Raw genomic sequence first — 21,840 nt, 5'->3', positions numbered from 1 at the left:
TAGAGTTTTTTTCACGATTTTTCCTTTGTAGATGAGGTTAGAGGGAGATTCAGCACGGAGCTTAATGTCTCTTCTAGTTTGGCAAGTGTAGATATGTAATCACGTTTTGCCTGTGTGGTAGCTATCATCGCGTCTAAATGCTCATTTTTAACACTTAGATATTCAAATGCGCTGATTTTCCCCGCTTCATAGCCAATACGTGAGGTTTCACTGAGTTCTGCACGATTATTTTCATCATCTTTAGCTAAAGCGATGATTTCTTGTTTCACATCAAGCTGTTCGAGATAGGATTTTGCATTCATTAATAGTGAATCCTTTAAGATTTCGCTCTCACGTATAGCGCCGCTTTGCAAGGCAAGATACATAGCTTTTTGATTGCCGTATTTAGTCGTAAGTGGTAGGGGAACTTTGATTTTAAACACCACACCATTGCTTGTTTCACTTGTGTTAATCCCACCCCCGATTTCAAAGCTATCAAATCGGCTTTGCGAGGCGATTTTGGCACTATATTGATAGTCTTTAATATCAAGGGCAATAATATCCAAATAGAGATTTTCTTTTAAATTTTTTTCAAGATAGGGAGTATCAATTGAATGTAAGAATGCAAAGTCTAAGCCATTAATGTGTAAGTCGCTATCTTGAGTTGTGATGCCAAGTATGACTTTAAGAGCATTAAGGGTGTTAAGCATTTCTGTGTAAGAGGTTTTGAGTGCGACTTTGGTAGAGAGAAAATCGCTTTTGAAAAAGAGATATTGGGCTTTGCTGATACGTCCTGCTTCATATTGCACTTGCGAGATTTTAAGCTGGTTTTTGGCATTTTCATAACGTGTGGTGTAGATTTGATGCTGCTCATTCAGGACTAGATAGTCTAGGTAGAGACGTTTTGCACTAATGAGGGCGAGACGCTTGGTTAGCTCATAGGATTTTTCTTGCCTTAGAATTTTGTTTTGATAGCTTTGAGAGAGAGTGTAGCTCACCCACGGCAATCGTGGAGCAAGCATAAATAAAATAAGACTTTCAGGCTGTGTGCCACCAGCTGGGGATTTTACACGAGTAACTTCCGCGTCAATATAGGGGCTATTCCACGCACGATTTGCCTTCCCTTCATAAAGGAGACTTTGCGCCATCGCACGGGATTTAGCAAGATAAGTAGAGTTTTGCTCTATGCGTTCAATAAATTCATCAATACTCATATCCTGCTTAATTGTGGGCTTATGGATATGAAATTCCTCTTCAAGCCTATTGAAATCTACAAATTCAGAATCCCCCAATGCTATACTAAGAGAGAGCATAAGGGCACAGATATATTTCATTATTTGTTATCCTTGTTTTGGTTGCCAAAGCGTATTGTAAGAATATGCTTTTAATTGCATAATAATATCCTTGTCTTTTTGTTTTAATGCTTAAGATTCTTTTTAAAATCCCGTAGAAGACTATCAAACCGGTTAAGAAACACAGGATTTTTTGCACTGAGGTAATCCATAACCATAGCCAGTTGGGCTTGGTTAGAGGTTGTGATAATCTTAATACAGGCACTGCTAAATTCCTGCTCATCGCTCCCATACATAGATTCTTCAAGCATTTGAATATATTGGGCATAGACTTTTTGATCACGTTCATCTCGTCTTTTATCTTCAAGGATTCTCTCTTTTAAGATTTCAAGTTCTTCATAAGGGATATTTTTGAGGTAATTTTTAGAGTACATACCCGTGAGTTGGCGGATTTCAGCTACAAGATTAAGTTTCTCGGGGATATTGTTTAAATACTCTTTGTAGGTTTCATTAAAAATATTTTTTGGCATAAAATCTTTTACAACAAGCAGTTTTAAACGCGCCATATCCACAATTTGCCGTCGTTTTGTTTCATCGGTGAGTTCAGCAATAGTTTTTTTTAATCGTGCGATGTCATCGCGGTTTTTTTCATAAAAATTTAATATAGTTTTATATTCTTCAATAGGCATTCCTTTGAGGTGTTTAGCGATTTGATCTAAAAGTGTTTCTTGAAATTCACGATAAGCAATACGCAAGATTCTCTGTAATTTATGCACAGATATATTTTTTACATTCATAGTTAAAATATCAGCAATATCGCTATAGCTAAAGTGATTAAAGCCTTCTCTTATGAGTTCAATCAGCATAAAAGTATTATCCGCATTTTCACGCACTTGCGTTTTAAGATCCCCAATATCCGCCTCATCAAGTGTGCTTTTTACAGCATAAGAATCTTCGTCTATAAAGTGTAAGAAGTTTAATGTCTGTGTGCGGGTGTCCTTCTCATAGAGGTTTATCATCTCATCACGTTCAAGATTCTCTAATTCCTGCTCGGTATGTCCGTGTCGCAGTAAAAATGCCTTGATGAGCGTTATATCACCTCGTATATTCATTGCATTGCCTTATGTATTTTTAACATATCAATATGCGCGTCTTCATCGTGCGCACGTAAGATACTTGCCCCATTTTGTAGGGCATATAAATGCAGGGCAAGTGTGCCTGAAAGTCTCTCTTCTGCTTCTTTGCCTGTGATTTCTCCTATGGTATTTTTACGACTAGCCCCTACAAGCAAGGGCAGTCCAAAATGTAAAAAATGTGATAAATGTTTGATAAGAGCGAGATTTTGCTCCTTATTTTTAGCAAATCCAAATCCAATATCAAGGACTATATCCTCCACACCCGCGTCTTTAAAAGTAGCGATTTTATCGATAAAAAATCTATCTATCTCATCAAATAAATGCGTGTAGGTATGAGTAAGATTCTGCATTATTTTAGGTGTGCCTTTAGTGTGCATTAAAATCGCCCTAGCTTTATGCTTAGCGCAAATTTTTGCCATATCATTATGGCTAAATCCACTCACATCATTAATGATGCTAAATCCATTGCAAAGGGCGTAATCAGCGGTTTTGGGATTATAAGTATCTATACTAAAGCATTTTTTATCATAGAGATGATGGGAGACAATATATTCTACCACAGGCTTAAGACGGGCTATCTCCTCTTGTGAATCTAGCAATTCACTCCCCGGGCGGGAGCTTGCCGCACCAACATCAATATAAGTTATATCCTTTTCTAAAAGTGAGCAGATTCTGTGTATTGCGCTTTGCGGACTTTGCCTTGAGGCAGCATAAAAGCTATCAGGCGTAACATTCACAATCGCCATTATTTCAGGCGTATGATGGAATGGACGTAAATGGGATTCTAATGTCTTTTTAAGTGATTTTAGTCCAAAGGGCTGCAGGGCGAGTTTAGGGAGTAATTTTGCAAATTGGGCTTGTGTGCCAAAAAGCAGGGCGATATGCTCTCCTTTATGTGTGATAGTGCCTCTTGGTGTGGCGCATTCCCCACCTACACTTAAAGCTTCTTGCTTAAGGATATTTGCCGCTTCAAAGCTTAAATTGCGTATCTCAAAGGCAAGAATCTGCGCCTTTTTACTCATAATCTTTTGTCCCATAGTGTCTGTTCCCATGGATTGTATCGCTTGTGGAATGGAGGCAATATTTAGCCTTTTGACTATCATTTTTTACCCTTTTGTTTTTGGTAGATTCTAAGCAGGAGGGGCAAAAAGATGTAGTTTTGCTTCTCTGTGGCGTCGTTTTGATTAAGCGCTATGGCTTTATCAAACAAAGAAAGCTCTTTTTGTGTGAGTGTAATCTTTGCCTCAAAAAGGGCAAAAAGCAAAGATTGAATCCGCAGTTTAATAGCCTCCTTGCTGTGATTAGCACTATCGTTTTGCTTACAAAATGTATAGATAGATTCTAAGCTTAGCTTTTTGACATCGAGCTCAAAGGGTGGGATAAATGCCTTGTGTTTATGTACTATAAGACGCATACGAGAGCGGATAGTGGGGATAAGGGCATTTTTATTTTTAGCGATGATGATAAATTGCACTTTCTCTGGTGGCTCTTCAATAATTTTTAAAAGCGCGTTTTGTGCGGCGATATTGTATTTATTTGCAGCAATGACAATAAGCATTTCCTGCTCATAAGTGAGATAGCTTTGTGCGATTATTTCTTTGGCAATATCAATTTTTAAATCTTCTTCCCTAAAAATCTTGTAATATTGCGGGTCGCGATTGTTTATAAGATCCTCTATGAGCTCGTCCATAAGGGGTGTGATATGGATAAGTCCTATCATTGAAGCCCCTTATATATCAAGTGAAATTTTATTCAGCATAGCCGCTAGAATCGCTCTGTCAAAGAGTTTAAAAAGACTAATAAGCTTATAATCTAAATGCTCATCAGTAGGGCTAAACATATCATTTTCATCAAATATCCAATACCACCCATCACCATAGCTTTTGGCAAAGCTTGCGCGCATATTTTTTTTGCCAATATACCAGAATCTATAATTTGCATACATCATATCAAGCATATTACTAATGAGTTTAAATCCTCTCACATCACCTTGTGCATTAGAATCTATCATATCGTGCAAATGTTTAATTTGAATAATAGGGAAAAATGGTCGTCCTTTGTGTGGTTGATTGATATGTTGGATAATGTATTCACCAAACCACTTGCGGGCTTCATCTGTGAGGACAATGAGGCTACCACCATTCATAATATGTGAAATGACACGTGCCATATCACGCAAAAATAAAAATCGCTTTTCCTCTATCCAGCCACACATCACACCTTTTTTTTCATCTTCACGTATGGTATCTAAAAGCCAATCGTTAATGTTTTGCATATTTGCCCTTTTGGGTATCAATCACTGCTCAAGTTTATATACACTATGGAGTTTTCTTACGGCTTCTTGGGCAAATTCGATACTAATAATCATAGAAATCTTAATTTCGCTCGTGCTTATCATCATAATATTGATATTATCCTCTGCCAATGCCTTAAAAGCCGTGCTTGCCACTCCTGAATGGGACTTCATACCTACACCCACAATAGAGACTTTCGCAATATTGTTATCATATTCGATATTGCCAAAATCATCTTTGAATTTCTCTAAAACTTGCTGCACTAGACTTATTTCTGTTTTGGGGATAGTGAAGTCAATATCTGTCTTACCATCACGTCCAATAGTTTGGACAATCATATCAACATTAATATTATTATCTGCCAAAAGCCCAAAAATATCTGCGGCAATACCCGGGCGGTCTAGCACATCAGCAAGACTTACTCGTGCTTGATTCTTATCGAGTGCTACGCCACTTACAATAGGTTTTTCCATTATATCCTCCTCTTTAGTGATAAGTGTGCCTTCGCTTTGGGTAAATGAACTCGCACAAAGTAGCTTAACATTAAGCTTTTTTGCTAATTCCACAGAGCGATTAAGCAAGACTTTTGCGCCCATAGAGGCAAGCTCTAGCATTTCATCATAGCTAATTTTTTCTAACTTTCTTGCCTCTTTGACAATGCGTGGGTCTGTGGTATAAACACCATCAACATCGCTATAAATCTCACACTTATCAGCATTGAGCGCACCGGCTAATGCCACAGCAGAGAGATCACTCCCGCCACGTCCTAGTGTGGTTACCTCACCATTGGTAGAGATACCTTGGAATCCTGCTACAACCACGACATAGCCTTCATTAAGAAAGTGAAAGATTTTTGTTGTGTCGATATATTCAATACGTGCTTTTGTGTGAAAATTATCGGTTATAATCCCCGCCCCTCTGCCGCTTAAGGAAATAGCTTTCACCCCCATAGATTCTAGGGCAATAGCAAGAAGTGCAGCTGTAATGCGCTCTCCAGAGCTTAAAAGCATATCCATTTCTTTTGTGTTTGGGAGGGGCGTAAAGTGCTGTGCAAAGCCAATAAGTCTATCAGTCTCTCCGCTCATCGCAGATACAACAATCACAAGAGTATTTCCCTGTACTTTGCTTTGAATGACACGTTGGGCGACATTGCGGATTCTATCACAATCCCCCATACTTGTGCCGCCATATTTTTGCACAATAAGCATATCTATACCTTGAAGTAAAATAAAGCCCTAATCATAGAATCTTCTTGCTTAAGATTCTATATTGCTATATCCCCTTGTTTCATTACCTCTTAGCTTTGCGAGTGTAAGCAAGATTTTGCTTATCTCTAAGATAGGTGAAGTAATCTTGCAGGGATGTATGTTTGCAGGAACAAAATACCAATCGAGGATAACAAGCAAAAATACCGCCCCCTTTTTTTGGTAAAAAAAGCTTATCCTTAAAATGATGTAAGTGGAAAGATAGACATTGCTTAAGCTCATATATTGCCTTGACTTAGCTCAAAGTCTTTTGTATAAAGCCTATAATGTCAGTAAGCACTTGTTTTTTATTAATTTCATTTAAAATCTCGTGCCTTGCACCGCCATAAAGCTTTAGCTCCACATCAAAACCGCTTTTTTGATATTGTTTGGCAATTTTTTCCACTCCTCTGCCAAAATCCCCGCAACTATCGCAATTCCCGCTTATAATCAATATAGGGAAATGCTCCCCTTTAAGATTGTGCGTGATATGCACTTCCTGCATAAGCTCAAAAAGCGCGATAAAGCTTTGCAGGCTGAAAACAAAGCTACACGCGTTATCCGCTCTATACGCTGCTATAACATCTTTATCACGGCACAGCCACGCAAATCCGCCCTTAGCGCAATCCTCATCTTTATTATGCAAAAATGGCTTATTGAATCTGCCAAAAGAGAGGGAATTGATGAAATGTTTGCCCCAAGTGTGGAGTTTGCATTTGTATAGAATCTGTGCTAAAGCCTTGCCTAAGCCCACAAGCGGATTATATGCAGGAGAACCTGAAAGTATCAAGGCATCTAGCTCGTATAAATAAGCCTTGATATATCCACGTGAAAGCAAAGAACCCATAGAATGCCCCAGCAGCACATATTTGCTAGGTTTAAATCGCTCTTTTGTAATCAATGTAAGCTGATGCATATCATCTATTGCATAGTGCATACCGCTTTGCTTTCCTTGTGTCTCTTGAGTGCTTTTGCTTTGAGTGCTCTTGCCTATATCGCCCCACGCACAAGTAGAATCTATGCTTTTCCCGTGCGCCCTGTGGTCATTGATCACCACTACATAACCTGCCTTTGCTAAATGTGTGCCTACCCATTCATATCGCCCTTTATGCTCCACCATACCGTGCGCAATTTGCACCACGATAGGCGATTCTAAGCTGTGAGAGGGCATATACACATCATAAAATATTCTAAGATTGTCTTTATTTGAGATGAAAGTTTGATTGTTTTGTATGATTATATCTTGCATTGCTGCTCCTTGAAAATGATGTTTGGAAATATTTCTCTTAATTGTAATATTGGTGGGATTATAGAATCTAAACCTATTCAACTTGCCTTATTTGATTTGGTTATCATACGCACGAAGTGTTCGCTGGATTATCTTCTCACTCCACACTTGCAAAGTGAGTTTTAAAAGGTAGAGATTCTCTAGTCTATTATGCCCTTGCTGTTGCGATGTAATCGCCGCAAGGATCTTGCTTTGCAGATATAAAATCTGCTTCGCACCATTCAATCCCGAAGGGATTTAATCTCGCAAAGGGCGATAGCCCTTGAGGACAAAAGGATACACTTGATAACCGCACTTCGTTTGGTTATCAAGTGAGATTCTAAGGTTAGAATCTCTAGTCTATTATTTATCCTGCATTATCTTTGCTGCTTCTGCAAATTCACCTACACCTTTATCCCACAGCATTCGCGCTATGAGTAAAAACACCATTTCTTTAGAATCTTGCTTATTTTTGGTGCATTGTGAGGAAGTAAAGTATTGGCAATCCACCCCCTCGCTATCAAGCAAAAAGGCTTGAGATTGCTTGATAAGAGAATGGTTTAAAAACTCCTGCATATCATCAGTATTTAAAAACCATACTTGATATGTCTTTTTGAGGGCAGAGCGATACATTTTACACACGATGGAATGCAGTATTTTCTTGCCTATGCCACCCTCGATAAAGGCATAGCCTAGCCCTGTGATAATAGCAATATTGGGAATCTTTAGAGTATTGCAAAGCATAGAGCTATAAATAGCGGGTTTAATCGTGTAGTTAAAGACTATTTGAGGCTTAAGTGCACGTAAAGTATGGGTGAGGTGATAGAGGGTGCGTATATCTTTGAGAGGATTAAGTGAGCGAGAATCTATAGAGAAATGATGTGTAGTAAAGCCCTCATTTTGTAGCTTGGGGGTGCTTGTATCAAAAGGGGCGATGATGTGTATGTCAAAGCCTCTATCTTTCAGGGATTTTAGGACTTGTAAGCGGAAGTTATACATCGCATAGGAGGTATTACTCACAAAGGCAAGGATAGGTTTAGAATCTTGTGAGTTGGCTTTGGGCGGCTTATCATTCATAATATGGGCTGTGGTGCAAAGATAATGTGAGATAATTCTATGTATATCAAAACGTTTTTTGACAAAGTCTCTCCCCCTTTTACCCATTTCTTTTATACGTGTGGGGGTGAGGAGATTCATAGCTGTTATGAGGGCTTGAGTATTTTTAGGCGGGATAAGTATGCCATTTTGCCCTATAAGGAGGTTTTTATAGACTTTAAGCGGTGGAGCGATACATTCTTTACAGCCCGGGACATTAGTGCTAATGATGGGTTTCCCCATACTCATAGCCTCTAACAATACACGCGGAACACCTTCTTTATAGCTTGGCAGCACAATACAAGAGCTAGATTCTATAAATTCCCTGACATCGTGGGCTTCCCCTAGATAGGTGATAATGCCTTGCTTTTCCCAAAGTGTGATTTGAGCCTTGCTTATCGCACTAGGATTAGGGCAATCGCAAGCCCCCAAAAGATAAAATCTAGGCATATTGCAGCCTTAAAGGGCTTTTGGCAACGGGTGTGAAAACACCTAGTGGATAAGAGAAAAGCGATAATAGGGCAAAGTAAGGATGTGCGAGTTGAGAAAAAAGAGAGGGAGAAAAAATCGATAAAAATGAACGATAGAAAGTAAAATACCAAAGGGCAATAAATCCTACTCTATCCCCCCCCCCCGTTGCTTCTAAAGAGCATAATTAGTCTATCTTTAAGCTTAGTGAGTGGCTTAAGCAAGATAAAAAGTGGCAGGGTGCTTAGGTGGTTTTCCCTCCACGCTTGGGCGCATTGCAAGTTTGCTTTAAATATATTTTTTAAACTCACATTTGAAGCCCCGCCAACGCGCATTTTTACAAAGCATTTATCGATATAAAAGCTCTTTAGCGCATATTTATATAAAAACCGCAGCATAAGCTCATAATCTGCAGCAATATTGAACTTGAGATTGAAATTGCCATACTGCTCATAAAGTCGCTTTTTAGCATAAAAGCTAGGGTGGGGCGGGTGGAATCCACACATAAAGCCAAGGCGGCTAAATGGTTTGCCTTTAAGGGGGCGCAGGGGCTTATGGTGTGCATTAATATATGTGATATTAGCATAAATAATTTGCACATTATCGGGTCTGTCAAATCCCCAAGCGATAAAGTCTAAGACATCATTTGAAGCAAAAAAGTCATCAGCATTAAGAAAGCCTATAATATCGCCATTAGCGTATTTCAAGCCCTTATTCATACCATCATATATACCCTTATCGCTTTGGCTTATGACTATGAGGGACAAGCCCCTTTTTTCATAACGTGGGCGGTAAGATTCTATAATTTGCAAGGTCTCATCGCTACTTTTAGCATCAATAATAATATGCTCAAAATCATTATATTTTTGCGATAGCACAGAATCGAGTGTATAGGATATGCTAGAAGCAGCATTAAAAGCAGTGGTAATAAGGGAGATTCTAGGCGGCATTTGACTGCCTTAAGAGAATAAAATGAGGGGTAGGGGTGCTTAGAGCTTGATATGTGTAAAGCTTAGGATATATACACTTAGACGGATATAAGTAAGGCAGCGATTCCAATACTGCAAGGATAGTATGCAGCAAAGCATATAGGGCGAACAAATGCCTGTGTAAAATGGCAGAGGCTTTAAGGGAGCAATAAGGTTTTGCTCTACAAGGGGTGATAGATGAGTACGTATTATATCTAGGAGCGATGTTTGCTTTGCCCCCCCCCCTGTTTATTTTATTATTCATTCCATAGTGTTGCGGAGTGTAAAAGCGAGATTCTAAAATCATAAGTGAGCCGAGATTGTTCCCCATTATTTTGGCAATTTTAGGTGCGAGAGGATTATGCGCTACAAGCTCTTTTGCAAGAGTATGTAGAGCTTGGATAATATGGCGCATATCAAGGATTTTTTTCTCTACTTTGGCTTTATTTTGCGTGATAGAGATATGATTGAGGCAATACACATAGAGTCGTGCGTTGATACCCACATAGCTTTTAGCCAAGAGGCTGATGATAAAAAAATGCAACATATCCTCTGCCATAATAAGCTTTAGCGGGATATAGGTTTGTATAAGTGGTAGAGTCTGCTTTAATAGAGTGCTTTTGAAGCATTTATCCCAAAGTGTGAATTTAGGAAAATGATAGTTTTTGAGGAAAAAATTATAAGCAATGTTTGTATTGCTTAATGGCTTGAGATAGAGCCCAATAGGCAGGATATAGCGTAGTTTATGTGCAGCATTTGCCAGAAGCGAAGTCTTTTTATTGCCCTTATAGTGTATATTAAAGTGGATTATATCAGGCTCTTTGTGCGCTAATAGTGTTTGCTCTAGGACTTCACACATTTTAGATTCTATATAATCATCAGCATCTATAAAGCAGATATATGCTCCTTTGGCGTGTTTGATACCCTCAATGCGTGCAGCAAAAGTGCCTAGATTTTGAGAATTGCGGATAATTCTAATGCGAGAATCGCGCTTAGCGTAGGATTTTGCAATATCTATTGCCCCATCATTCCCGCAATCATCGATAATAAGTATCTCAATATCCCTAAAGCTTTGGTTTATACAAGATTCTAAGCAGATGGCTATATAATCTTTGGCATTGTAGGTAGGGATAATAAGGGAGATTCTAGGCGACATATCTGCCCTTTTCTACATAAGGCAATGTAGCGTGATGGGATTTGCTGACATAAGATAAAGATCCTTAAGAAGATAAGATGAGGATAGGATTATAAAGTAGGATTACTTAATATTTGTTTTATAACCGCCATTTGCCAAAGCTGCAGATAAAGACAAAAAGACGAACGCAGTTTTGCCACCTGAAAGCATAGAGAAGCGATAGGATAGTGCTTTTCACATAAGGGGGGATATCGCAAGTTTTGCTAAAGCCGTGTTTGTTAAGAATTTGCATAGAGGCATAGAGTTCAAAGGAGCTAAAATCCCTGCTTTCTATCATTAATGTGGAGGCGACTTTGCGTTGATACTTGTAAATAAGTGCGTGATGATGGGGGTAGAGTATGCATAAATGTGAAGTGATATGCAAAAGCTTGTCTAAAAAATATTGCTTTTGCGCTAATCGCTTTGGGCTTTTGTCTTTAGTGATGGATTGGGGGTTATGGCAATAGGTATAGAGGCTTTGGGAGATTCCATAATAGCTATGAGAGTGCAGACTTGCTACTAGCACGAGTAGCCCATCTTCAAGCATATTGAGCGGAGGGGCAAACTCACAGGATTTCAGGGCTTGGAGTAAAATCTTTTTTGGGTAGATTTTATCACAAAGGCTTTGTGTATTATTCCCCGCACTTAAAAAGTAGCGCATAGCCTCACCCTCAAGCCTTCCTTTATGCACGATGGGCTTAATGCGCTTAAGCTCTCTAGGCTTATAGTCTATGCCAAAATGCACTATATCTACTTGTTTTTCTTCTATCGTATGGTAGGCTACTTCACAGGCATTTAGAGCCAGATAATCATCAGGATCGGCAAACATACAATACTCACCTTTTGCCTCTAGGATACCCCTTGCCCTAGCGTGAAAAGTGCCTAAATTACACGGATTATGGACAATGCGGATTCTCTTATCCAATAGGGCATACTGGGTAGCAATATGTATAGAATCATCACTCCCGCAATCATCTACGATAATGATTTCAATCTCTTTTAGGCTTTGGTTAATGCAGGATTCTAAGCAACGCGATATATAACTTTGCACATTATATACAGGGATAATGATAGAGATTTTGCTTAGAGTTTGATTTTGCCCAGTGTGAGGAGGGCTGCTAGGATTCTCACATAGGTTTGCCATTTGCGATGAAAGGCAAGAGAGCGAATGCAGGCTTTGAGGTAGGGAATTAAGCATCTTATACCCCCCCCCCCATTAGCTAATAGCCCATCATAGCGATATTCTAATTCTCGCACACTTTTTAGGATATTGATTGCGTGGGTTTGTGCGGGGATAAAGGCAGGATTTGCTTTGAGAATCGGTATTTGGTTAAGTTTTTTTAACTCATTAATCACGCAGGAAATATCAGCGATTTTTTTATCACGTGTGGCAATGTCGGTCTTACGTGTGATAGAGGCAGCGCTATCACAATAGATATAGAGTTTATCTTTAATGCCTATGCTTTTTTGTGCTAAAGCACATAGCCAAAAGCTTTTTAACACATCTTCTGCCATAGTAAGGCGAGGATTCTCGCCCATATGTGCTACGATAAAATCGATGACGTGCACTATGTGCGAAGCTTTATAAAGCTTCGCACATATGTGCCACGGAGGTGTGGCACAATGGGCGAAGACTTCACTAAGCACCTCCTCTTCGTAGAGTGTCTTTGTAATCACAGGAGGACTAACACGCCTAAAGGTTCTTGGTTCAAAGCGCATACCAAAAAAGACAATATCAGGGAGAGAATCTTGCAGGGGGTAGGGGGCATAGGATTGTATATTTTGAGGGGAGTAAGAGGTGCATTGAGCCTCTTGCAAGATTCTTTGATAGGCTTTTTCACAGGTATATAAGTCTATATAATCATCAGCATCAATAAAGCTAAGATACAACCCCCTTGCTTCTTTTGCCCCTTTGATACGTGCAGCAAAAGTCCCTAGATTCTGTGGATTATGAATAATTTTAATGCGAGAATCTAATGTCGCATAAGCTTTGATAATCTCCATTGCGCCATCACTCCCGCAATCATCTACGATAATGATTTCAATCTCTTTTAGGCTTTGGTTAATGCAGGATTCTAAGCAACGCGATATATATGGACGGACATTATACACAGGGATAATAAGCGAGATAATGGGGGTATTCATCTTATGCCCCCCCCCCCGTTCATTTTTTATAAGCTTTAGGGCTTTAATGGGCGCGTTTGTGATAGTATAAAGTGTTTTGTAGAGTATTTTGCAAGTATGGAGGCTGATATAATCATCTCCATCAACAGGCAGTATATATCGTCCTTTGGCTATCCTCTCTCCTGTGATACGCGCGGCGAATAGTCCTAGATTACACGGATTATGGACAATGCGGATTCTCTTATCCAATAGGGCATACTGGGTAGCAATATGTATAGAATCATCACTCCCGCAATCATCTACAATAATGATTTCAATATCATATAGAGTTTGATTGATACAAGAGCGCAAACATCGCTCAATATATGCTCCGACATTATACACAGGGATAATGATAGAGATAAGGGGGTTATTTAGCATGGTAGATACTTTGAATCTTATGCGATATGGCTGTGGGTAAAAGCATTTTGATGGTATATTTTATGAGACACAATGCGTATTTGCAGATAAAAATAGGAATATGATATGGATTGTGCGCAGAGATGATACGTAATTCTTCTTTGAAAAATTGCCAACTTGGCTTAGAGCTTATGCCATAGATATTATAAACACTCACAATCATATCAACATAGTAAAAACGGCTTCCTTGATTGTATATCTTTGTGAAAAAGGCATTGTCTGCACAGATTTTAAAGCTTGTATCAAAATGATATTTCTTTAGGAGTGAGGTTTTAACAAATACACTTTGGTGGCAAAAGGGCATACGATACGCGGGATTACTTTTAATATGTGGAATCTTGCTGTGCTGTTCGCTGATATAAAAAAGTGTATCGCCATAAATGGCACTTATTGGCGTGGTAGTCATATCAAACCTTGCAAGTGAAATAAAGGGGAGATTATAGCAAAAGTTTTATATAAACTTATAAGATTTAAGGGCAGCTAAGTGTTGCTTTGCCTTTTTAAATATCCCAAGCACGCGCATATAATTTTTGTACCTTTGCTCTTCAAATAGTCTTAAGCAGGCTCTGCCTCTTCTAAAGGATTTTTCATAGGATTGCTCCATAATGGAGAGAAGGAATGTTTGCAATGTCTTATCAAAGTATGCCTTATGCCCTGCGTCTAAAAAAAGTGGTTCTTTAAGCATATTAAGCTTGGCTTCATCATTAGTATCAATATGGCGTATATATTCTATGAGGGATTGGGTGTTGTGAAAATTATGCGCATACACAAGAGCTTTTGTATTTACCCCCCCCCCCGCTAGATTCTATATTGCCTTGCAAATGCGTATCGCCCCAATAAATAGGGATAGTTTGCGCGGCAGCAGCTTGGGTAAGCTTTTCAGTGAGGTAGCCCGGGGTAGTTTTCAAAACAAAGTGAAAAAAGGCATTGCTGTTGAAAGGCAAATTTATCTTTGATTGCTCCGCCGATATTTATTGAGGTATTTTCCTGCTGAATCTACCTTTTTATAAGCATTGAGTGCGCGGAATGTAGCTTCTCGCAAGGGGTCAGCCCTACCATTGCTGACGATGAAATTGCAAAATCGTGTTTTGTTTTGAAGCGTTTTTGAAGATATGTTTTCGTGTTTATGCAAGGCTTTTTCAAAATCTGCTTCATAAAAGAGATAGAGTGGATAGCGTATATAGCGGTCAAGGAATTGAATATGCTCAAACCCAATGGCATAGTCGCATATATTAAAATTAGGTGTGAGGATTTTCTCCTGTGTAGAAAATCCTCACACAATCATAATGGATATGCTCCACGCCAAACACAGAGTAAAAGAGATACTTCGGGATTCTTGCTATCAAGTATCACATCAAAATGCGAGGATAAGATATTGATAATCTTTTTAGCAATCCCCTCCATATCGCCAAAATCACAAAAATGGATTTTTATTTCTTTCATCATCTCTCCTACTTATTTTCTAGGGTAGGTTAAGGAATCTTAAAGCAAAGATTATAGCATACCTTAGGAATAGCAAGTTGCGCGAGTGCCACATAAACTTAGCTATGTCTTTTGCTGAACAAGATTCTCGCACGATTGCGGAATCTTGTGGGGACTGCATTGCGGATACATACCCTAGGGATAATATAAAAAATGTATTTGAGGGTGAGAAACACAGGGAAAAGGCGATTGTATTTATAGCCGATTTTGCAATCCTCCTTAAACATCTGCATAGAGAGCTGTGAGCTTATCCCTATGACTTCAAAGCTTGAGACAATCACAGGAATGTGGATAAATGTATATTTGGCATTATAGGCTTTGGTGAAAAAGTCCGTATCTCCTGCGATTTGGAAACTTGTGTCGTATTTAAAGCGTTTCATTAATGAAGTAGCAATAAAGGCGGATTGATGAATAAAGCGATGGTGATATTTGTGGGAAGTATTATGTGCATAAAGGATTTTTGAGTGGGAATTATCATAGATGATGTGTGTATCGCCATAGATAATATTATATGCCCCCCCCCCGCTGTCTAATAAGTAGCGTTCAAAAAGCTCTCTTATAGTGGTGTGTGCGTAGAATCTATCCCCACAATTCATAAAGTTACACCACTCTCCCGTGGCTAAATCAATACCCTTATTCATCGCATCATAGATTCCCTTATCCTTTTGGCTTAGGAATTTAAAGGTGAAATGCGCTTTTGTGCGATGGGTGGCTTCCATATAGAATCTTTGTGTATCTTTAAGCGTTATATCACACATAGAGGCAATATAAGATTCTATAAATGCTTTTGTGCCATCAGTGCTTGCTCCATCGATGATAATATATTCAATCATAGGATAATCTTGGCTGATAACTGAATCCATTGTATCTTTGATATGTTCTCTATCATTATAAACAATGGTAATAATACTCACACAAGGCAGATTAGCACTCATCATCTGCCTTAATGCGCCATAAAAGGCTCTCTCCTGCACGTAAAGGGATAATGCGTCCCAATGGGCTATCAATGGCACAAGGCACATCATAAGGAGCTTTTTCTAATGTAATGGCTTTAGGCACAAAATCACTTAAGCCATAATTTTCTATGGCTCTATCGCTAAGAAAGGTTTGGAGGGAATCTAGAGCATTATGAGATTCAAAAAGTGCTGCTAATGCTGGAAGCACAATAGGAGAAGAGAATATCCCCGCAGCTGCTTTTGAACTAAGTTTTGCGCTCTCTAAATGCGGTGCGCTATCACTGCCAAAACTGATTTTCCTATGTGCGCTCAATGCAGCAGAGAGGAGAGCTTCTTGGTCTTTTTTTGTCTTTAGCATAGGCTTGCAAAAATGATGAGGGTTAAGCATTCCCCCGCATACATCATCAAGATTCATACTGATATGATGATAGGTAAGTGTGCCGTAGAGATTATCATACTTTTCAATACATTCAAGACTGCGCCTATCGCTCATATGCTCGATAATCACGCGCATTTTAGGGAAATTTTGCGCGATATGAGCAAAAATGGGCAAAAATTCAGCCTCCCTCTCCATACAGAATCCATTGCTTTCCCCGTGTATAGAGAGGATAAAGCCTAGCTCCTCTGCAAGAGCAAAAATTTCTAATGTCTTCTCACAAAGTATATCTTTCACACCGCCTTCACTCTGTGTGGTCGCCCCTTTGGGATAGAGTTTTAGAATCTTAATGCCTGCAGCTTTTGCCCTCATAAGCTCTGCTTTATCTAGCTCGGGCGTGAGAAAGATAGTCATTAATGGCGTGAAGTGGGGATTAAGTGCGGTAATTTGCTCTTTATAGGCAAGGGCTAGAGCAGTGGTGGTAATGGGTGTTTTGAGATTAGGCATTACCACTGCGGCACTAAAGGGCTGTGCACTAAAGGGTAGGACAGAGGCAAGCATATCGCCCTCACGTAAGTGCAGGTGCATATCCATAGGATTGTGAAGTATGAGGCTAGGGGGCATATTTATCCTTTTTGTTGGTTTGCTAGTTGCTGATTTGTGAGCAGGGCAAGAAGTTTAGTTTTGTATAGCTCACAATTTTCTTTGCTTGTGGCTTCAAATCGCGTAACAAGCACGGGTGTGGTATTGCTCGCTCTTACTAATCCCCAGCCATTTTCAAACACAACGCGCAATCCATCAATATCAATAATGGCTTTAAGCGGTGGAAAGTCTTTAGGTGGATTTTTTAGCACATTTTTTAGCCCCTCGATAAGAGTGAACTTTTGCTCCTCGGTGGTGGGAATTTTCTCTTCATCAGTGCTATAAAGTTTAGGCAAGTGCGCCATTTGAGATTCTAGCTCCTGCGGCGTGTAATGCAAAAATAGTTCTAAAGCTCTAAATGAGGCATAAATGGCATCATCATAGCCAAAATATCTATCATTAAAAAACAAATGTCCGCTCATCTCTGCGGCAAGATGGGCGTTTAGCTCTTTTAGCTTTACTTTGAGATTGCTGTGCCCGGTTTTATACATCACCGCTTTGCCGATTTTATTAATCTCATCATACATCACTTGAGAGCATTTCACCTCGCCAATGACAATAGGGCTTAAAAATCGTGCCTTCATCTCTCTGGCAAACAAAATCGCTAATTCATCGCCCTTATAATGATAATCGCTTGTAAGCAAGGCTAGTCTATCCGCATCGCCATCAAAGGCTATACCGATGGGGATCTCTTCTTGTGCCATTTTTGCTTTGAGCTGGGTAAGATTTTCCTCTTCGCTTGGGTCTGGATGGTGATTAGGAAATGTGCCATCTGGCTCAAAAAATAGCGGTGTGTAGCGGATATTAAGATTTTCTAAAATTTGTGTAATCGCCACGCCTGCCACGCCATTGCCACAATCATACACGACAGGGTAGGGGAAGTCTTTAAGATGGGCAAAATGCTCACTTAAATAATGAATATAGGCTTCCTTTGCGTTAATTTGCACTATTTGCGGGGAGTTTGTATCTTTAGGGAGAGAGATATGAGGGAGTATATGTGCTAATTTTGCCCCTAGTGCGCGGATTTGCTCTCCGTAAAAGGGTGCGCGATTAATGGTGATTTTAAAGCCATTGTATTGTGGGGGGTTGTGTGAGCCTGTAATCATCACAGAATGCGGACAAGTGATAGAGTTGATGGTGTTAAAAGTGGCAAAATATGCCACAGGTGTGGGTATAAGCCCAAGCATATAGACTTCAATCCCCGCTGCCCTAAAGCCCTCACTGAGCCACGTAAAAAGTGTAGGTGAGTGTGTCCGTGCGTCATAGCCGATATGTATTGATGGGGAGAGCTTAGATTCTATAATATATGCCCCAAGCAGCTGCCCTATGCCAAAAACTATCTCGTGTGTTAAATCCTCTCCAAAAATGCCTCGTATATCATACTCGCGAAAAATGTGCTGCATATTATGCCTTGTGTGTGGAATCGATGCGCCATTGTATCAAATTTATTAAAAGGGTAAGCTTTAAGGATTGGGGAATGGGAAAGAATCCTTATAAGGCGTAAGCGTAGTGATAATGGATGAGCGAATCTATACCTTACCTTAAAATTTAACTTATGAGTAGCTACACTACCTAATAAGTTAATAAGTTCAGGCGCGAAGCAAGAATACGTGGTAGCTTTAGCTACAACAGCGTAGCCATAATAGACTAAAGATTCTTTATTTTCCCCATGAGTGAGGCATATCCTCACTCATATAAAATTAAATCACACGAAGTGCAAACTACTTAAAGCGGTGTAGGGGATGAAGGGTAATCCGGCGAGCGATATATTTAAGGGGAGTGAGAAGCATATCCTCGAATATTTCGTGCGGATGTAGCGCTTAAGTGCAACAGCAAAGAAAGCAATATGATTGAATGAAACATTAGCTTTAGTTATAAGTGCGTTATTTAGGCATATATAGAGGTTTTACTCCCCTATTATAGGACTGTGTGGCACAAAGTGTAATAGCATAGGTTTAATAGAATCTTTAAGTCTTTTGAGATAGAATGAGCGATTTCAAATCTAAAAAATTAAAAGTTATTTAAACGCGAGGGAAAGGGTGTGTTTAGGAAGACATTAGAGCAAGTTATAACTTATGAGGCAGGGAAGCCTATTGAGCTTGTAATGCGTGAATATGGCATTAAACAAGAAGATGTGATTAAGTTAGGAAGTAATGAAAATCCCTATGGCACATCGCCTAAAGTTATAAAAATTTTAGAGCAAAATGCCTCTAAGGCATATTTATATCCTGATGATTCTATGTATGCGCTAAAAGCAGCTCTTACTTCACGCTTTAATATAGACTCAAAAGAGATTATTATTGGTGCGGGGAGTGATCAAATCATCGATTTTTGTATGCAGGCTTTGGATCACACAAATGCTTGTGTGCTAATGGCAAAGACGACTTTTGCAATGTATGAAGTGTATGCAAAACTTGTAGGTGTGGAGATTTGCAAAACTCCTAGTGATGCGCATAATTTAGATGAGTTTATGCAGCTTTATAATGTGGCAAGGGCTCAAGGTAAAAGAGTGAGTGCTATATTTCTCTGTGTGCCAAATAATCCTTTAGGTGAGTGTTTAGACGCACAGGCAGTAGAGGACTTTATCGGTAAAATCGATAAAGATACGCTTGTGGTGATTGATGGGGCGTATCAAGAATTTGCAAGATTCAAAGATAGTGTAAAAGCCTTTGAACCAGCTGCGCTTATCGCACGTTTTAGCAATGTGATTTATCTAGGGACATTTTCTAAGGCGTATGGGTTGGGTGGTATGCGTGTAGGATATGGAATTGCAAATAAATCTATTATTTCTATGCTCTATAAGGTGCGTCCGCCATTTAATATCACGACTCTAAGCTTGTGCGCTGCTATTGCCGCCCTAGAAGATGATGTGTTTGTAAGGCAGTGTATAGAATCTAATGCTACAGAAATGTTGCGATATGAACAATTTGCAGAAGAAAATGGGATAGACTTTATCCCTTCTTATGGGAATTTCATCACATTTTCGCATAAAGATATAGAATCTACACATTTATGCCAATGGCTGCTGCAAAAGGGTGTAATTGTGCGTGATTTGCATTCGTATGGGTTAAGTGCTTTTCGTATTACTATTGGTATGCAGTGGCAAAATACACGTGTCCTTGAGATGATACAAACATACTTAAAAGCTCATAACTAGGGGCAATTGTGGATTTAAAACTAATTTTTGAACAAGTAACGCGAGTTTTAAACAAACTTAATAAAAAGCAGCGTATTATTATTCTTACTACTCTTGTTGTGATTATTGGTTTTTTAACTTATCTCATACTTTTCCCTGTGCAGACAAGAAATGAATATGAAAATTATGAAGTGCTTTTTAGTAATCTAGATCCAGAGGATAGTGCGACAATCCTTCAAAAATTACAGCAAGAGAAGATTCCCTATAAGATTCCAAATGATAGCGTTATCCTTGTGCCAAAAGATAGAGTCTATGAGCAGCGGATTGCTATGGGTTCTATTGGATTGCCTAAAACAAGCAAGAATGTAGGTTTTGATATTTTGCTTGAAAATAGTGTAGGAGAAACACCTTTCACGCAAGATATGAAATATCTTATCGCTAAACAAAATGAGCTTGCAAAGACGATTGAGAGTCTTAATCCTATTGAAAAGGCGATTGTCAATATTTCTATGCCTAAGGAATCGCTCTTCGTGCAAGGAGGACATCCACCATCAGCTTCGGTGAAGGTTACTGTTCGTGATAATATGTTTCTGTCTCCTGAGCAGGTTATAGGGATTAAACATCTTGTGAGTGCGGCAGTAGAGCGGCTCACACCAGAGGCTGTAAAAATCATCAATCAAGATAGTGAGCTATTAGGTGAGGATAATGAAGCAACTCAACAAAATGCAATAGCTAAGCAGGCAGCGTTTCAAAGAAAATTCCAGCAGAATGCAGAAAATGCTTTAGAAGCAAAAATTATTAAGTTTTTACAGCCAAGTGTAGGCGATGGAGTACAAGCGCAGGTAACAATGGACTTTGATTTCAGTGTGCGCAAATCCACACAGGAAAGATTTGATGATAATCCTGTTGTCCGTAGCACGAGAGAGTATGAGAAGGAACGCAAAGGATTCCGTCCGCCTCAAATTGGCGGTGTGCCCGGTGTGGTAAGTAATATTGGTCCAGTGCAAGGGCTTAAAGATGATGAAATGATGGAGTGGGAGAAAGAAAGTGAAGTTGTTGTTAATAATGAAATAGGCAAAACTGTAAGTGATATTAAAGAACAATATGGAGTATTGAAACGTGTGAGTGCTTCTGTGATGATTGATGGCACGTATAAAGAAGTGATAGGTGAAGATGGTGAGCCTACATTAGAATATACTCCTCGCCCACAAGAAGATATGGACAAATTTTTAGAAGGGATTAAAAAAGCTATTGGTTATAATGAGGCACGAGGCGACCAAGTAGAAGTGATTAATATGCCTTTTAAAATGACACAGCTTCACTATCATCCAAAAGATAAGTGGGAAGTATTTGCAAATAATTTAGAGCGATATTTAAGCCCATTTATGCCTTTGCTTAAATATGTTATTGTTGCGGTTATTATATTCATATTCTATAAAAAAATCGTTGCACCATTTGCAGAACGTATGTTAGAAGTGCAAGAGGAAGAAGATGACGATATAGAATCGCTTATGCAAATTGATGATGATGAAGATGATGTCAATAGATTCAGTGAATTGCGTAAGCGTGTGGAAGACCAGCTTGGTATTAGCTCAAGCTTTGATGAAGATAACATCAAGTATGAAGTGTTACTTGAGAAAATGCGCAATGTGATTTTAGAGCGTCCGCAAGAAATTGCAGCATTGTTTCAAACATTGATTAGAGACGAGCTTGATATGAGTGAAGGTATCGGGCAAAAATAAGCAAGA

General features: G+C 39.2%; 24 protein-coding genes and 1 pseudogene. 2 read left to right on the top strand and 23 right to left on the bottom strand.

The features are described 5' to 3' along the window. Nucleotides 1-11: 11 nt before the first annotated feature. The 23 genes and pseudogenes from QZ289_RS01795 to QZ289_RS01695 form a co-directional block, all read right to left on the bottom strand. The gene (locus tag QZ289_RS01795) at nucleotides 12-1,313 is read right to left on the bottom strand and encodes a TolC family protein (protein ID WP_295698559.1); all 1,302 of its coding nucleotides are present in this window, start codon (nucleotides 1,311-1,313) and stop codon (nucleotides 12-14) included. Between the two features lie 83 nt (nucleotides 1,314-1,396). Continuing rightward, nucleotides 1,397-2,383, bottom strand: a complete 987-nt coding sequence (locus QZ289_RS01790; RefSeq protein ID WP_295698556.1) for a hypothetical protein — start codon at nucleotides 2,381-2,383, stop codon at nucleotides 1,397-1,399. Then, complete coding sequence (gene folP, locus QZ289_RS01785; protein ID WP_295698553.1) at nucleotides 2,380-3,510, bottom strand: dihydropteroate synthase; 1,131 nt, start codon at nucleotides 3,508-3,510, stop codon at nucleotides 2,380-2,382. The genes QZ289_RS01790 and folP overlap by 4 nt, the downstream gene beginning before the upstream one ends. After that, the gene (locus tag QZ289_RS01780) at nucleotides 3,507-4,127 is read right to left on the bottom strand and encodes a DNA polymerase III subunit delta' (RefSeq protein WP_295698551.1); all 621 of its coding nucleotides are present in this window, start codon (nucleotides 4,125-4,127) and stop codon (nucleotides 3,507-3,509) included. The genes folP and QZ289_RS01780 overlap by 4 nt, the downstream gene beginning before the upstream one ends. Before the next feature lie 9 nt (nucleotides 4,128-4,136). After that, a complete protein-coding gene (locus tag QZ289_RS01775) occupies nucleotides 4,137-4,682 on the bottom strand; it encodes a HobA family DNA replication regulator (RefSeq protein ID WP_295698549.1) in 546 nt (181 codons plus the stop codon). Between the two features lie 21 nt (nucleotides 4,683-4,703). After that, entirely contained in the window at nucleotides 4,704-5,909 is a 1,206-nt protein-coding gene (locus QZ289_RS01770) for an aspartate kinase (RefSeq protein WP_295698547.1), read from the bottom strand. Nucleotides 5,910-5,957: 48 nt separating this feature from the next. Next, the gene (locus QZ289_RS01765) at nucleotides 5,958-6,188 is read right to left on the bottom strand and encodes a hypothetical protein (protein WP_295698545.1); all 231 of its coding nucleotides are present in this window, start codon (nucleotides 6,186-6,188) and stop codon (nucleotides 5,958-5,960) included. Nucleotides 6,189-6,201: 13 nt separating this feature from the next. Beyond that, nucleotides 6,202-7,194 carry an alpha/beta fold hydrolase gene (locus tag QZ289_RS01760; RefSeq protein ID WP_295698544.1) on the bottom strand — a complete coding sequence of 331 codons (993 nt, stop codon included), beginning with the start codon at nucleotides 7,192-7,194 and terminating at the stop codon, nucleotides 6,202-6,204. A gap of 381 nt (nucleotides 7,195-7,575) precedes the next feature. Then, nucleotides 7,576-8,757 (bottom strand): glycosyltransferase, encoded by a 1,182-nt coding sequence (locus tag QZ289_RS01755; protein WP_295698540.1) that lies wholly within the window; start codon nucleotides 8,755-8,757, stop codon nucleotides 7,576-7,578. A gap of 170 nt (nucleotides 8,758-8,927) precedes the next feature. Continuing rightward, nucleotides 8,928-9,725 (bottom strand): glycosyltransferase family 2 protein, encoded by a 798-nt coding sequence (locus QZ289_RS01750; protein ID WP_295698538.1) that lies wholly within the window; start codon nucleotides 9,723-9,725, stop codon nucleotides 8,928-8,930. Then, on the bottom strand, nucleotides 9,715-10,899 hold the full coding sequence (locus tag QZ289_RS01745) for a glycosyltransferase family 2 protein (protein WP_295698535.1): 1,185 nt from the start codon (nucleotides 10,897-10,899) through the stop codon (nucleotides 9,715-9,717). Before QZ289_RS01745 ends, QZ289_RS01750 begins: the two co-directional genes overlap by 11 nt. Nucleotides 10,900-11,017: 118 nt before the next feature. Beyond that, nucleotides 11,018-12,115 carry a glycosyltransferase family 2 protein gene (locus QZ289_RS01740; RefSeq protein ID WP_295698533.1) on the bottom strand — a complete coding sequence of 366 codons (1,098 nt, stop codon included), beginning with the start codon at nucleotides 12,113-12,115 and terminating at the stop codon, nucleotides 11,018-11,020. Next, nucleotides 12,001-13,461 carry a glycosyltransferase gene (locus tag QZ289_RS01735; protein WP_295698530.1) on the bottom strand — a complete coding sequence of 487 codons (1,461 nt, stop codon included), beginning with the start codon at nucleotides 13,459-13,461 and terminating at the stop codon, nucleotides 12,001-12,003. Before QZ289_RS01735 ends, QZ289_RS01740 begins: the two co-directional genes overlap by 115 nt. Then, nucleotides 13,451-13,906 (bottom strand): hypothetical protein, encoded by a 456-nt coding sequence (locus QZ289_RS01730; protein ID WP_295698528.1) that lies wholly within the window; start codon nucleotides 13,904-13,906, stop codon nucleotides 13,451-13,453. Before QZ289_RS01730 ends, QZ289_RS01735 begins: the two co-directional genes overlap by 11 nt. A gap of 45 nt (nucleotides 13,907-13,951) precedes the next feature. Continuing rightward, complete coding sequence (locus tag QZ289_RS01725; RefSeq protein WP_295698525.1) at nucleotides 13,952-14,269, bottom strand: hypothetical protein; 318 nt, start codon at nucleotides 14,267-14,269, stop codon at nucleotides 13,952-13,954. Further along, nucleotides 14,256-14,444: a hypothetical protein gene (locus tag QZ289_RS01720; RefSeq protein ID WP_295698522.1), complete on the bottom strand. Its 189-nt coding sequence runs from the start codon at nucleotides 14,442-14,444 to the stop codon at nucleotides 14,256-14,258. The genes QZ289_RS01725 and QZ289_RS01720 overlap by 14 nt, the downstream gene beginning before the upstream one ends. Nucleotides 14,445-14,446: 2 nt before the next feature. Next, entirely contained in the window at nucleotides 14,447-14,632 is a 186-nt protein-coding gene (locus QZ289_RS01715; protein WP_295698520.1) for a hypothetical protein, read from the bottom strand. A gap of 33 nt (nucleotides 14,633-14,665) precedes the next feature. After that, nucleotides 14,666-14,752: pseudogene (locus QZ289_RS10440) on the bottom strand (hypothetical protein); the annotation flags it as partial. Continuing rightward, the gene (locus QZ289_RS10435) at nucleotides 14,739-14,801 is read right to left on the bottom strand and encodes a hypothetical protein (protein ID WP_363322767.1); all 63 of its coding nucleotides are present in this window, start codon (nucleotides 14,799-14,801) and stop codon (nucleotides 14,739-14,741) included. The pseudogene QZ289_RS10440 and the gene QZ289_RS10435, both read right to left, overlap by 14 nt. Next, nucleotides 14,782-14,943 (bottom strand): hypothetical protein, encoded by a 162-nt coding sequence (locus QZ289_RS01710; protein ID WP_295698517.1) that lies wholly within the window; start codon nucleotides 14,941-14,943, stop codon nucleotides 14,782-14,784. Before QZ289_RS01710 ends, QZ289_RS10435 begins: the two co-directional genes overlap by 20 nt. Nucleotides 14,944-15,041: 98 nt before the next feature. Next, entirely contained in the window at nucleotides 15,042-15,917 is an 876-nt protein-coding gene (locus QZ289_RS01705) for a glycosyltransferase family 2 protein (RefSeq protein WP_295698514.1), read from the bottom strand. Then, the gene (gene pyrC, locus QZ289_RS01700) at nucleotides 15,907-16,938 is read right to left on the bottom strand and encodes a dihydroorotase (RefSeq protein ID WP_295698512.1); all 1,032 of its coding nucleotides are present in this window, start codon (nucleotides 16,936-16,938) and stop codon (nucleotides 15,907-15,909) included. Before pyrC ends, QZ289_RS01705 begins: the two co-directional genes overlap by 11 nt. A 2-nt stretch (nucleotides 16,939-16,940) precedes the next feature. Beyond that, the gene (locus QZ289_RS01695) at nucleotides 16,941-18,359 is read right to left on the bottom strand and encodes a phosphomannomutase/phosphoglucomutase (RefSeq protein WP_295698511.1); all 1,419 of its coding nucleotides are present in this window, start codon (nucleotides 18,357-18,359) and stop codon (nucleotides 16,941-16,943) included. 638 nt (nucleotides 18,360-18,997) lie between these two features. Here QZ289_RS01695 and hisC point away from each other — a divergent pair. Next, nucleotides 18,998-20,113: a histidinol-phosphate transaminase gene (hisC, locus tag QZ289_RS01690; protein WP_295698509.1), complete on the top strand. Its 1,116-nt coding sequence runs from the start codon at nucleotides 18,998-19,000 to the stop codon at nucleotides 20,111-20,113. 8 nt (nucleotides 20,114-20,121) lie between these two features. Beyond that, on the top strand, nucleotides 20,122-21,834 hold the full coding sequence (gene fliF / locus QZ289_RS01685) for a flagellar basal-body MS-ring/collar protein FliF (RefSeq protein ID WP_295698506.1): 1,713 nt from the start codon (nucleotides 20,122-20,124) through the stop codon (nucleotides 21,832-21,834). Nucleotides 21,835-21,840: the final 6 nt, after the last annotated feature.

Origin of the sequence: uncultured Helicobacter sp. (assembly GCF_910577135.1) — a bacterium.
Taxonomy (GTDB): domain Bacteria; phylum Campylobacterota; class Campylobacteria; order Campylobacterales; family Helicobacteraceae; genus Helicobacter_C; species Helicobacter_C mastomyrinus.
Note: the sequence above shows the minus strand (reverse complement) of the source record. Positions and strands in the feature narration are given on the sequence as shown.